The organism is Enterobacter cloacae complex sp. SHL001 (genome assembly GCF_049236825.1).
GTDB classification, from domain to species: Bacteria; Pseudomonadota; Gammaproteobacteria; order Enterobacterales; family Enterobacteriaceae; genus Enterobacter; species Enterobacter hormaechei_C.
This window is the reverse complement of the sequence record NZ_JBMKIP010000006.1, coordinates 69,522-82,926: the sequence shown is the minus strand read 5'-3', so window position 1 is coordinate 82,926 and position 13,405 is coordinate 69,522. Positions and strand designations below refer to the sequence as shown.

Genomic DNA, 13,405 nt, shown 5'->3' with positions numbered 1-13,405 from the left:
GCTAGTTTCGGTTACGGGTGACTTTAATGACATCCGGCATCACGCGGATCTTGCGCATAATATTGGCCAGATGCACGCGGTCACGGGCGGTCAGGCGAATAAAGGCGCTGTAAACGCGGCCATCTTTTTCTTCCGTATTCAGGCTTTGAATGTTGGACGAGGCCGTGTTGATCGCTGCCGTCAGGTTCGCCAGTGCACCCTGGTGGTTGAACATATCCACCTTGATTTCAGTGATAAATTCCTGCGCCGTCTCTTTATCCCACTCGACCGCCATGAACTTCTCTGGCTCTTTCTGATAGCCACGGATGTTACGGCAGGATTCATGGTGGATCACCAGCCCTTTACCTGGGCTGACGTGCGCAATAATCGGGTCGCCCGGGATAGGACGGCAGCATTTGGCGAAGGTGATGAGCACCCCGTCAGCGCCTTTGATCGGCAGGTGACCATGATTTTGCGTGGTGGCAGGAACGGCTGTCGTTTCGCCTTGTTGCAGATTCTTCGCCACGACCACGCTCATGGCGTTGCCGAGACCAATCTCTGCCAGCAGGTCATCCAGCGAGGCGAGCTTCATACGCTCCAGCTCATGCTGAATGTTTTCTGGTGGGATCTCTGCCAGTTTGCGGCTGCCACCCAGCGCGTGATTGAGCAAACGACGCCCAAGGCTAACGGAGTCGTCGCGCTTGAGGTTTTTCAGCAGCTGGCGGATTTTTGCGCGCGCTTTTGAGCTCACGACAAAGTTCAGCCAGGCGGCGTTAGGACGTGCCCCCGGCGCGGTAATGATCTCCACCGTCTGTCCGCTGAAAAGCGGCTGCGACAGCGGATAAGGCTGCCTGTCGACGCGGGCACCTACGCAGGCATGGCCGATATCGGTATGCACGGCGTAAGCGAAGTCGACCGGTGTCGCGCCCGCAGGCAGTTCGACAATGCGCCCTTCCGGCGTGAAAACGTAAATTTCATCCGGGAAGAGATCGGATTTAACGCTCTCGATAAATTCAAACGAGCTACCTGCGCTCTGTTGCAGCTCCAGCAGGCTCTGCATCCAGCGCTGGGCGCGGATTTGCGCGGTGGTGCTGCTTTCGCCGCCGTGCTCTTTATAAGCCCAGTGCGCCGCGACACCCATCTCCGCCATCTGATCCATATCTTCGGTACGAATCTGCACCTCAACAGGGACACCGTGCGGGCCAATCATGGAGGTGTGCAAAGACTGGTATCCGTTCGCTTTTGGAATGGCGATGTAATCTTTGACGCGCCCCGGACGCGGCTTGTACAGGCTGTGCATCTGCCCCAGCACGCGATAACAGGTGTCTGAATCGTGGACGATGACGCGGAACGCGTAGATATCCATGATCGAGTGAAAACGCTGCTCTTTGAGCACCATTTTGCAGTAGATAGAGTACAAATGCTTTTCGCGACCGCTCACGCGGCACGGAATGCCCGCTTCCTGCAAACGCCCTTCGATTTCAGAGAGGATCTTTTGAATCATCTCTTTACGGTTACCGCGAGCGGCTTTCACCACCTCTTTAATCACGCGATAGCGGTTCGGGTACAACGCCTCAAAACCCAGCTCTTCCAGCTCGGTTTTAATGTGATGAATACCTAAACGGTGCGCCAGCGGACTGTAAATTTCGAGGGTTTCACGGGCGATGCGGCGACGTTTATCCGGGCGAAGTGAGCCCAGCGTGCGCATATTGTGGGTGCGGTCAGCCAGTTTGATGAGAATGACGCGGATATCCTGCACCATCGCCATGATCATCTTGCGGAAGTTTTCGGCCTGCGCCTCTTTCTTGTCGCGGAATTTCAGCTTATCAAGCTTAGAGACCCCTTCCACCAGCTCGGCAACGCTTTTGCCAAACAGCTGTTCCATGTCCTGGTAGGTGGCAGGGGTATCTTCAATCACGTCATGCAGCAGGGCGGCCATCAGCGTTTCGTAGTCGAGTTTCATCTCGGCCAGAATACAGGCCACCGCTACCGGGTGCGTGATATAGGGTTCACCGCTTGAACGTGTCTGGCCCTCGTGAGCGTCACGTGCAACGAGATACGCCTGCTGAAGACGCTTAATCTGGTCTTCAGGCAGGTAGGTTTGAATCAGTTGATTCAGGCTTTCAAACAGATACAAGGGCGACCCGCAGGTTTAATTAACGACGACCTTCAGCAATAGCGGTAACAGCTTGTAATTCAGCGGCTTCCTGCTCTTGCTGCTCCTGGCGCTCACGCACGTCGAGGATCTGGTTGTTGATCAGACCTTCTTCGATTTCGCGAAGTGCAATAACGGTGGTTTTATCGTTTTCTTCCGGTACCAGCGGATCTTTACCGCCTACCTGCATCTGACGAGCGCGACGCGCGGCGACCAGCACCAGGTCAAAACGGTTACCAATTTTCTCTACAGCGTCCTGAACAGTTACGCGTGCCATACTTAAAATGCTCCACAGGTGAAGAAATGACTGGGCATGATACTGAAAGTGGGTTCAGTCTGCCAACAGTTTGGTGATTAATGCGTCATGTCGCTGCTTCTGGCGGCTCATACGCAGACGTTCTGCGCGAAGGATAGTTTTGAGATCGCTTAGCGCGGCATCAAAATCATCATTCACAATAAGGTAATCATATTCCGCGTAATGGCTCATTTCTGCAACTGCCTGCGCCATACGCTTCGCGATAACTTCTTCGCTGTCCTGGCCGCGACCACGCAGGCGGCGATCCAGTTCATCTTTCGATGGCGGTAAAATAAAGATACTGCGCGAATCAGGCATTTTCTTACGAATTTGCTGCGCGCCCTGCCAGTCGATATCCAGGAACACGTTAACGCCGGTCGCCAGAACCTGCTCAATGGTTTCACGCGAAGTACCGTAGTAGTTACCGAAAACTTCTGCATGTTCAAGAAACGCGTCTCTGCCAATCATCGCTCTGAATTCGTCGTGATTCACAAAGAAATAGTGTTCACCGTGCACTTCACCCGGACGCGGTGCTCGCGTGGTGTGAGAAACAGAAACCTGCGTATCGTACAACGGTTGGGTTTTTAACAGTGCCTGAATAAGGCTGGATTTACCCGCGCCACTAGGGGCAGAAACAATATAAAGCGTGCCTTGAGCCATGAGAGTCTTTTGTATGTGTTAACGAAGAAGTCCTACATACGGGCTTATTATACACGTCGCCGCTGTGTGACGTAGCCTTTGTCACACTTTTTCCCCTGGATGATTAAATTTTGCGTGCCGTTTTCAGCTTTTACCTTCTTTTTGCTGCAATAAAAACAATGCGCTGAAGCGCGCTCGTAAAATGCAATTTTGCAGCTGGTCTGCGGCTCCCGGGCAGGGTATACCCTTCGCAAAACAGGGAGGGGTAATAATGGTGAAATGGATAAGCATACTGATGATCTTCTTAAGCAGCGAGGCGATGGCTATCTGCCCGGTCTGGTCACCGGCTAAAGCCGGGCAGGAGATCGCGGCCCTGAAGGCGCAGCTGACCCGCTGGAATGATGATTACTGGAAGCAGGGCCGCAGCGAGGTGAGCGACGACGTTTACGACAGGCTTAACGCCCGCTTAAAACAGTGGCAGCGCTGTTTTCACGATGAACCGCTGCACGACGATCTTCCAGCCGCCAGTGGGACGGTGAAACATCCCTTCGCCCATACCGGCGTGCATAAAGTAGAAAGCAAGCAGGCGCTTAGCCGCTGGATGGCGACGAAGCAGGATCTCTGGGTACAGCCAAAGGTGGATGGTGTTGCGGTCACCCTGGTCTACAAAAACGGCAAGCTGGTGCAAGCGATTAGCCGGGGCGACGGCTTACAGGGGGAAGAGTGGACGGCACAGGCGCGAATGATCCCCGCTATTCCGCAAACGCTGGCCGGGCCGCTTGCCAACAGCGTGTTGCAGGGTGAACTTTTTCTGCTGCGCGAGGGGCATATCCAGCAGCGGATGGGAGGGATGAACGCGCGTGCGAAGGTAGCGGGAGCGATGATGCGCGCGACCGATCGCGCAGCGCTGAAGCAGACAGGCATTTTTATCTGGGCCTGGCCGAACGGCCCAAAAGCGATGAAAGCACGCCTTTCCACGCTGGCGGAGGCAGGTTTTACCCTGACGGCCCGCTATACCGTGCCGGTTAAAAACGCGGCTGATGTGGAGGCGCAGCGGACGGCCTGGTTTAAGGCTTCGTTGCCCTTCGCCACGGATGGCATTGTGGTTCGCGCCTCGGCAGAGCCGCCGGGCGAGCGATGGCTGCCGGGGGAAGGGAGTTGGGTCGTCGCATGGAAATACCTTCCTGTGGCCCAGGTGACGGAAGTCAAAGCGATTCACTTTACCGTTGGCCGTACCGGGCGGATCACCGCGATTGCGCAGCTTGAGCCGCTGATGCTCGACGATAAACGCGTACAGCGCGTCAGCTTAGGGTCGGTTAACCGCTGGCAGAGGCTGGATATTGCCCCCGGCGATCAGGTGCTGGTAAGCCTGGCGGGACAAGGTATTCCCCGGCTGGATAACGTGGTGTGGCGCAATGTGGATCGCCGTAAACCGCAGCCGCCCTCATCGCGCTATAACGGTTTAACCTGTTTCTATGCCTCCCCGGAGTGCATGGAGCAATTTTTTGCCCGGCTGACGTGGCTAAGTTCCAGGCAGGCGTTAGATATCGAAGGAATGGGCGAATCAGGATGGCGGACCCTCTATCAGGCGCATCGGTTTGAGCACCTCTTCTCCTGGCTACAGCTCACGCAGGCGCAGCTCACCGCGACGCCGGGGATATCGGCATCGCATGGCGCTGCGCTGTGGCATCAGTTTAACCTGGCGCGGGAGCGACCTTTTATCCGCTGGATCACCGCGATGGGAATACCGCTGGCCCGGTCGACGCTCAAGGCGGCAGGGGATCGCACCTGGCAGGCGCTGATTCAGCGAAGCGAAGCGGAGTGGCGGATGCTGCCGGGTGTCGGGCAGGAGAAGGCCCGCCAGATCGTAAACTGGCTGCATCAGCCTCAGATTGATGCCCTGGCAAAATGGCTGGCCGCAGAGCACATCGGTGGATTTTAATCTGCGTGCGCTCCTGAACAGACTGGCGAGGGGGCACACTTCCGCTGCCGTGAATAGCGTATTTATGAGACGCGGTTTATATACGCAATAATTATGAATATAAATGAATTATTCATGGTAAATATATTTTTAGGAAATATTATCCCTGAACCCAATTTCAGAATTTGCTCTGCTTGCGTTTTTATTTTCTTTGAGAGAACGGCTTAATTGATCTCAATCACTATTAATCGAGAGTAATAGCCGGGAATGAAGGAGTTATAGGCAATGCAGCCTGAGTATTGTTCGTATTTTTGCTTTTAATTTCAGTTGTTTAACTATTTTATTAATAATATGTTGAGTGTTTTCTGGTTAACAATTAGTCATATTTATTCTGCCGGAAATCATTGCGTCAAATTATTATAAGAATTATCTTATCCAAAATTTTTAAGGTAGTTACCGCTGGGGTGCATTTCGCATCACTCTGCGTTTTCCTTTCTTTTTGCGCCCCGTGAGGGGGTTAACTATCTGAACTCCAATTGAAGCAATTAAGGGTACCGAAATATATCCTGGCAGTTTATATGCGCTGGTGTTCAGAGCCCAGGGCTTTTACATGGATGATTTTCCGTCCCTGTCGGGCCGGAATTCAGCCCCGGGCTTTATGCCCGTTAACCGGGACCTGGTTTCCAGGTGCTCATATTTTCCTTCATTTGAATGAGGACCAAAAATGAAAAGGACGCTTTGTACAGTGCTGATGGCACTCACGCTGGCGACTGCCCTGCCTGCTATAGGCGCTACCACCGAAGCAGGTAGTACCAGCGCAGCAACAACCGGTACAACAACCGGAGCAACGGTGGGAACTACCGCTGGCACTACGGGGGGACTGGCGGCAGGCGCGATTGGGACAACCGCTGTTGTCACCACCGCTGCGATTGCCGGCGTAGCGACGTTAGCCGTTGTCGCGGCAAGCGACAGTGGCGATGACTCAGGCAATGGTACTTCCACGACGACAGTTACCCGCTAAGGCTGGTGCGCAAGGCGATATAGCCTTGCGCTGAACTGCGCAACGACTTGACCCGGTGGCGATATCAAAGCCGGGTATTTAATTGATTTCAATGTTATTTAATCAAGGATTTCTGGTGAGACTGTTTATTCTGCTCATCATGACTCTGCTGATCCAGGGATGTACGCCGAGCCAGCAGAGCATTATTGAGACCTTTAACGCCAGCCTGGACGGGCGCCAGGATGTGACGGTAACGGACGGGCAGATTCAGGTGCTCCCATACTCAACCATGTACCTGCGTCTGGATAATGGCCCGAGGATCCTGGTGGTTCTCGGATACATCGAACAGGGAAACAGTAAGTGGTTATCGCAGGATAATGCGATGATCGTCACGCATAACGGTCGCCTTATCCACACGCTCAAGCTCCCTTATAACCTGCTTGAGGTAACCAACCTTGAGCACGATCCGCTGCGCCACACGCCGCAGCTCCGCGACGGCAGCCAGTGGTCGCGCGATGTGCGCTGGCAGGAAGAGGGGCGGTATCGCTCCGTACACCTGACCTCGCGCTTCTCCCTGAGCGGGACGGAAAACCTGACCCTTGCCGGAAACACGCTACGTTGTCAGGTCTGGCAGGAGACGGTGCAGGCCGACGGCCTCGATCGTCGCTGGCATAACACCTTCTGGATTGATTCCGCCACCGGCCAGGTACGCCAGAGCGAACAGATGCTCGGCGCGGGCGTATTCCCTGTCACCATGACGATGTTGAAGCCCGCCCCATGAACAGACTCAGAAAATGGTTACCTGGCGTAGGGCTATCTCTCTTCAGCCTGCCCGCCTTATGCGCAAGTGTCGTTACCGTGCATCAGCCGGGCAAAACGTGGTCTGCTGGACAGGCCGATACGCTCTCCCGGCTGGTCACCCAGCCGCAGCTGAACAACGTCTGGTGGCAGGGCGCTGTCATCGCAACCCCTTCCGCCACGCGGCGAGCGCAACAGACGCAACAGCAGGTGCTGGCGTCGCTTTCAGCCTGGCAGAATCGTGCCGATGACGAGCAGATCGCGACCATTCGCGCTGTCGCTGCACAGATCCGCTCCCTGCGGATCGTCGGGCGGCAGTTTGTCAGCCTCGATCCAGACGCCGTGCGTACCGACGCCCGCGGCGATCGTTCCCTTGAGGGCCGTTACGATCTGTGGCTCTCGCCTGCGCCCCGCACCGTCACGCTGATGGGGGCGGTCGCCACACCGGGGAAACTGGCCTGGCGACCGGGCGCAAGCATCAGGGATTACTTACAGGGGCAGCTGCGGCTGGCTGGCGCCGACAGGAATAACGTGACCGTTATCGATCCTGACGGCAGTAGGGTTGTTGCGCCGGTGGCGTACTGGAACGCACGCCATATTGAAGCAGAGCCGGGCGCTGTTCTGTGGGTGGGGTTTGATCCCCGGGCGGTGCCGGACGATTTTACCGGTCTGAATGAGCAAATCGTTGCGCTCCTGACGCGGCGGATACCTGACTGATGAACAAACTTTTTTTACTGAGCGGCCTTGCTCTGGCGATCTCTTCTGCCTGCCACGCGGAACTGCGTACCTGGCCCGATCCGACCGGACCTTCACAGTCCGACTTTGGCGGCACCGGCCTGATGCAAATGCCCGACGCGCGCTTTGGCCGGGAAGGGGAATTCAGCGTCAACTACCGCGATAACAACCAGTATCGTTTTTACTCCTCTTCGGTCGTGCTCTTTCCGTGGCTGGAAGGGACGATTCGTTATACCGACGTCCGCACCCGCAAATACAGCAGCGACGAGGATTTCAGCGGCGATCAAAGCTACAAGGATAAGTCGTTCGATTTTAAGGTTCGTCTGTGGGAAGAGGACTATAGCCTGCCGCAGGTGGCGCTCGGCAAGCGCGATATTGCGGGCACCGGCCTGTTCGACGGTGAATATCTGGTTGCCAGTAAAATGGCCGGACCGGTCGATTTTACCTTTGGAATAGCCTGGGGATATCCCGGTAATAGCGACAACGTGGGTAACCCGCTGTGCCACGACAACAATAAGTATTGCACCCGCGGCGAATCACATGATGCCGGGGATATCAGCTTTAGCGATATGTTTCGTGGTCCGGCGTCGCTGTTTGGCGGACTCCAGTATCAGACACCCTGGCAGCCCCTGCGCCTGAAGCTCGAGTATGACGGCAACAATTATGCCGATGATTTTGCCGGCTCCATTAAGCAGTCGAGCCATATTAACGTGGGGGCGGTCTATCGCGTTGCCGACTGGGCCGATCTCAACCTCAGCTACGAGCGCGGCAATACGCTGATGTTTGGCTTCACCCTGCGGACCAATTTTAACGATCTGCGCCCCGCGCTGCGTGATAACCCGAAACCGGCCTGGCAACCGGCACCGGCAGGCGAGACGCTGGACTATACCTCGGCGGCAAACCAGCTCACCGCGCTTAAGTACAACGCAGGCTTCGATGCGCCGGAGATCCTTCAGCACGGCAATACCTTATACATGACCGGCGAACAGTATCGCTATCGCGATCCGCGCGAAGCGGTGGATCGCGCCAACCGTATTCTGATCAATAACCTGCCCGACGGGGTCGACACGATCGCTATCACCCAGCGGCGTGACCATTTGCCGCTGGTCACGACGCAAACCGACGTCGCCAGCCTGCGCAAACAGCTGGCGGGAGAGCCGCTCGGCCAGGAGGAGGCGCTCAGGCAGCAGCGCGTCGAGCCTGTGGATACTACAGCGTTCGGGCGCGGCTACCGTATTCGCGCCGATCGCTTCAGCTACAGCGTCAAACCGACGCTGGCGCAGTCGCTGGGCGGTCCGGAAGATTTCTATATGTTCCAAGTGGGGGTGATGGCCAGCGCCAGCTACTGGCTGACCGATCGTCTGCTGCTCGACGGCGGCGTGTTCGCCAACCTCTATAACAACTACGACAAGTTCAAATCCTCGCTGCTTCCCGCTGACTCCAGCCTGCCGCGCGTCAGAACCCATATTCGCGATTATGTCAGCAATGACTTCTACATCAACAACTTACAGGCCAACTATGTCGATGCGCTGGGGCACGGCTTCTATGCCCAGATTTATGGCGGCTACCTCGAAACCATGTACGGCGGCGTGGGAGCAGAGGCGCTCTGGCGCCCGCTGGATAGCGACTGGGCGCTGGGCGTGGATGCGAACTACGTCAAGCAGCGCGACTGGGACGACATGATGCGCTTCACCGACTACAGCGCGCCAACCGGATTTATCACCGCCTACTGGAACCCGGCGAAGCTCAACAGCGTGCTGATGAAGCTGAGCGTCGGGCAGTACCTGGCGAAGGATAAAGGCGCCACCCTCGACGTCGCGAAGCGATTCGACAGCGGCGTGACGGTAGGCGTCTGGGCGGCGCTGACCAACGTCTCGAAAGAGGATTATGGCGAAGGTGGCTTTAGCAAAGGCTTCTACATCTCGATCCCGCTTGATCTGATGACGATCGGCCCAAATCGCAACCGGGCGGTGGTCTCGTGGACGCCTCTCACGCGTGATGGCGGCCAGATGTTAGGCCGTAAATATCAGCTCTATGACATGACGTCAGAACGCGAAACCCCGGTAGGGCAGTAGTACCGGATGAAACAGGCATTACTTAACCAGATGATTTTCCTGAATGAAAAACGTTAAATTTTCCGTGCTTGCGTTGGCTATGATGGCGTTAAGCGGTTGTACTATCGTACCGGGCCAGGGACTTAGCACCCAGGGCAAAGATATTATCGATCTGCCTGACAGCAATTACGATCTGAATAAGATGGTCAACGTCTATCCGCTCACGCCGGGGCTGGTGGAGCAGTTGCTGCCTGGCAAAGTCGACTCCTGCGCGAATCCTGAACTGGATCGCCAGCTTCAGAACTACCAATATCGCATCGGCGTCGGCGACGTGCTGATGGTTACCGTATGGGACCACCCGGAGCTGACCACCCCCGCAGGTCAGTACCGTAGCGCCAGCGATACGGGCAACTGGGTGAATGCCGATGGCACGATCTTCTACCCCTATATCGGCAAAATCCGCGTCGTCGGCAAAACTCTGGCCCAGGTGCGCGATGAGATCGCCGCCCGGCTGGACTCGGTGATTGAGAGCCCGCAGGTGGATGTCAGCGTCGCGGCGTTCCGCTCGCAAAAAGCCTACGTGACGGGCGAAGTGGCCAAGTCTGGCCAGCAGCCCATCACCAACATTCCGCTGACCATAATGGATGCGATCAATGCGGCAGGCGGCCTGACGTCGGAGGCGGACTGGCGCCACGTGGTGCTGACCCATAACGGCCAGGACACGCACATTTCTCTCTACGCGCTGATGCAGCGCGGCGATCTCACCCAGAACAAACTCCTCTATCCGGGCGATATTCTCTTCATTCCCCGTAATGACGACCTGAAAGTGTTTGTCATGGGCGAGGTGGGTAAACAGAGCACCCTGAAGATGGACCGTAGCGGCATGACGCTGGCGGAAGCGCTGGGTAATGCGCAGGGCGTGAATCAGGATATGGCCGACGCCACGGGGATCTTTGTGATTCGTCCGTTGCAGGGCAAGCAGAACGGCAAAATCGCCAACGTCTACCAGCTTAACGCCCGGGATGCCACCGCGATGGTGTTGAGCACCGAATTTCAGCTTGAGCCTTACGACATCGTCTATGTCACCACCGCGCCGCTGGTGCGCTGGAACCGCGTGATCTCTCAGCTTGTGCCGACCATTACCGGCGTACATGACCTGACTGAAACAGGGAGATATATCAGAACATGGCCAAACTAACGTTTAACGCCATCCTGGTGATCTGTACCGGCAATATCTGCCGCTCTCCCATTGGGGAACGGCTGCTACGCCGGCTGCTTCCCGCCGCCCGGGTCGATTCAGCGGGAACGTGTGGCCTGGAAGGGCGCACCGCCGATTCACAGGCGACAGAGATCGCCGCCGAACGCGGCACCCTGCTTGAGGGCCATGTGGCGCGCAGGCTCACCCCCGCCATGGTGCGCGACTACGATCTGATTCTGGCGATGGAGCTGGAACATATCGAGCAGGTCACGGCTATCGCACCGGAGGCGCGCGGCAAAATGATGCTCTTTGGTCACTGGACGGGCAGAAAAGAGATCCCGGACCCCTACCGTAAAAACCGGGACGCATTTGAATATGTTTATGGGCTGCTGGAGCAGGCCAGTCTGGAATGGGCGAAACGGCTCAGTTAATCACACGGGATAGTTACGTTTTATGTCAACAAATAACCTTCACGCCCATGATGCGTCTGCCGCGAATAACGAGATCGATCTGGTGCGCCTGTTGGGTGAGTTGCTCGACCACCGAAAATTTATTCTCATCCTTACCGCGCTGTTCACGCTGGCGGCACTGCTTTATGCGCTCTTTGCCACACCAGTTTATCAGGCCGATGCGCTGATACAGGTGGAACAGAAGCAGGGCAACGCGCTACTCAGTAACCTTAGCGAGTTCATCCCTGACTCCTCGCCTGAGTCGGCGCCGGAGCTTCAGCTTCTCCAGTCGCGCATGATCCTCGGTAAAACGATTGATGACCTGAACCTGCGCACGCAGGTAAGTGAAAACCATTTTCCCCTTGTCGGACGCGGCTGGGCGCGGCTCACCGGCCAACAGCCTGGCATCGTCGATATCCGTATGCTCAATCTTCCCCCTGTCGCGGGTCGGGCGCAAAAGCTGACGCTGACCGTCGGCGAGAACGGCCACTATCAGCTGGAAGGCGATAACGTGACGTTACAGGGCGTCGTGGGACAGCCGCTGAGCGCGGCGAATATCGCCATTACCATTGCCGCTATCCAGGCGAAGCCGGGTACGCAATTTACGATTACACAGCTGAGCGAGCTGGAGGCCATTGACGCGCTACAGCTGCGTTTTTCCGTGAGCGAGCGCAGCAAGGACAGTGGGATGCTTGGCCTGACCATCACGGGGGAAGATCCCGATGAGATGGCGCGCGTGCTTAACTGCATCGCCGATAACTATTTACAACAGAACGTGGCTCGCCAGGCGGCGCAGGATGCGAAAAGCCTGCAATTTTTGAAGCAGCAGCTTCCGCAGGTGCGCAGCGAGCTGGACCAGGCCGAGGAGAAGCTCAACCGCTATCGCCAGCAAAATGACTCCGTTGACCTGAACCTGGAGGCAAAAGCGGTGCTGGAGCAGATTGTAAATGCGGACAATCAGCTCAATGAACTGACCTTCCGGGAAGCGGAAATTTCGCAGCTCTACAAAAAAGATCACCCCACCTACCGGGCGCTGATTGAGAAACGCCAGACGCTGGAGCAGGAAAAAAACCGCCTGAATAAACGGGTATCGTCCATGCCGTCAACCCAGCAGGAGGTGTTGCGCCTGAGCCGTGATGTGGAGTCGGGACGCGTTATCTACCAGCAGCTGCTTAACCGCGAACAGGAGCTGAGCATCGCCCGGTCGAGCGCAATTGGTAACGTCCGCATTATCGATCCGGCCGTGACCCGGCCGCAGCCAGTCAAGCCGAAAAAAGCGCTGGTCGTCGTTCTGGGGGTTCTCCTGGGTCTGTTCGTCTCTGTGGGCTGGATCCTGGCGCGCAGTATGCTGCGTATGGGCATTGAAACGCCGGAGCAGCTGGAGGAGCATGGGATTAACGTCTATGCCACCGTACCGCTGTCGGAATGGCTGGCTAAAAAGATGCGTTTGCGCAAAAAAGACTTTATGTCCTCAGGGCTGCGCCATAAGACCAAACATATCCCCTTCCTGGCGGCGGATAACCCGGTCGATCTCTCCGTGGAGGCGATTCGCGGCCTGCGCACCAGTCTGCATTTTGCGATGATGGAGTCAGCGAACAATATACTGATGATCTCTGGCGCCACGCCTGACAGCGGTAAAACCTTTGTCAGCAGTACCCTGGCGGCCGTCGTGGCGCAGGCGGGCCAGAAAGTGCTCTATATTGATGCGGATATGCGTCGCGGGTATGCCCATGATCTGTTTAAGCTCGACAATACCTGCGGCTTATCGGAGATGTTGTCCGGTAAGGCGGAGTATACCCAGGGCGTTCAGACCTTCGATAAAGGCGGGTTCGATACCATCGTGCGCGGGCAGATCCCCCCTAATCCGGCGGAGCTTCTGATGCATACGCGTTTCCAGCAGCTGCTGGACTGGGCGAATGAACGCTACGATCTGGTGATTATCGATACGCCACCGATCCTGGCGGTCACCGACGCGGCTGTTGTCGGTCGTCGCGCAGGCACCACGCTGCTGGTCGCCCGCTTCGGGATGAACAGCGTGAAGGAGATGCTGGTCTGTGTACAGCGTCTGGAGCAGAGTGGCGTCAATACCAAAGGGGTGATTCTCAACGGCGTCGTTAAGCGGGCAAGCAACGCTTACGGCTACGGCTATCATCACTACGGTTACAACTACTCGAGTAACTGA

11 protein-coding genes are annotated in these 13,405 nt (G+C 56.5%); 8 read left to right on the top strand and 3 right to left on the bottom strand.

Features of this window, described 5'->3' with window-relative positions; translation table 11 throughout:
- Position 1: 1 nt before the first annotated feature.
- The 3 genes from spoT to gmk are packed head-to-tail and all read right to left on the bottom strand — an operon-like array spanning position 2 to position 3,089.
- The gene (gene spoT / locus ACOTYH_RS16840; RefSeq protein WP_003860921.1) at positions 2-2,116 is read right to left on the bottom strand and encodes a bifunctional GTP diphosphokinase/guanosine-3',5'-bis pyrophosphate 3'-pyrophosphohydrolase; all 2,115 of its coding nucleotides are present in this window, start codon (positions 2,114-2,116) and stop codon (positions 2-4) included.
- Between the two features lie 19 nt (positions 2,117-2,135).
- The gene (rpoZ, locus tag ACOTYH_RS16835) at positions 2,136-2,411 is read right to left on the bottom strand and encodes a DNA-directed RNA polymerase subunit omega (protein ID WP_000135058.1); all 276 of its coding nucleotides are present in this window, start codon (positions 2,409-2,411) and stop codon (positions 2,136-2,138) included.
- Between the two features lie 54 nt (positions 2,412-2,465).
- Positions 2,466-3,089 (bottom strand): guanylate kinase, encoded by a 624-nt coding sequence (gene gmk / locus ACOTYH_RS16830; protein ID WP_006177710.1) that lies wholly within the window; start codon positions 3,087-3,089, stop codon positions 2,466-2,468.
- A 250-nt stretch (positions 3,090-3,339) separates the two neighbouring features.
- On the opposite strand from gmk, the gene ligB reads away from it, so the two are divergent.
- The 8 genes from ligB (at position 3,340) to etk (ending at position 13,405) form a co-directional block, all read left to right on the top strand.
- Entirely contained in the window at positions 3,340-5,010 is a 1,671-nt protein-coding gene (ligB, locus tag ACOTYH_RS16825) for an NAD-dependent DNA ligase LigB (protein WP_305870705.1), read from the top strand.
- A 703-nt stretch (positions 5,011-5,713) separates the two neighbouring features.
- Positions 5,714-6,010 carry a hypothetical protein gene (locus tag ACOTYH_RS16820; protein WP_032672160.1) on the top strand — a complete coding sequence of 99 codons (297 nt, stop codon included), beginning with the start codon at positions 5,714-5,716 and terminating at the stop codon, positions 6,008-6,010.
- A gap of 115 nt (positions 6,011-6,125) precedes the next feature.
- Entirely contained in the window at positions 6,126-6,770 is a 645-nt protein-coding gene (locus ACOTYH_RS16815) for a YjbF family lipoprotein (RefSeq protein WP_047062550.1), read from the top strand.
- Entirely contained in the window at positions 6,767-7,504 is a 738-nt protein-coding gene (locus ACOTYH_RS16810) for a capsule biosynthesis GfcC family protein (RefSeq protein WP_032668873.1), read from the top strand. Before ACOTYH_RS16815 ends, ACOTYH_RS16810 begins: the two co-directional genes overlap by 4 nt.
- Positions 7,504-9,597, top strand: a complete 2,094-nt coding sequence (locus ACOTYH_RS16805; RefSeq protein ID WP_193361109.1) for a YjbH domain-containing protein — start codon at positions 7,504-7,506, stop codon at positions 9,595-9,597. Before ACOTYH_RS16810 ends, ACOTYH_RS16805 begins: the two co-directional genes overlap by 1 nt.
- A gap of 43 nt (positions 9,598-9,640) precedes the next feature.
- A complete protein-coding gene (locus ACOTYH_RS16800) occupies positions 9,641-10,774 on the top strand; it encodes a polysaccharide export protein (protein ID WP_032652117.1) in 1,134 nt (377 codons plus the stop codon).
- Entirely contained in the window at positions 10,762-11,205 is a 444-nt protein-coding gene (locus ACOTYH_RS16795; RefSeq protein WP_015570047.1) for a protein-tyrosine-phosphatase, read from the top strand. The genes ACOTYH_RS16800 and ACOTYH_RS16795 overlap by 13 nt, the downstream gene beginning before the upstream one ends.
- 22 nt (positions 11,206-11,227) lie before the next feature.
- Positions 11,228-13,405, top strand: a complete 2,178-nt coding sequence (gene etk / locus ACOTYH_RS16790) for a tyrosine-protein kinase (RefSeq protein ID WP_045907000.1) — start codon at positions 11,228-11,230, stop codon at positions 13,403-13,405.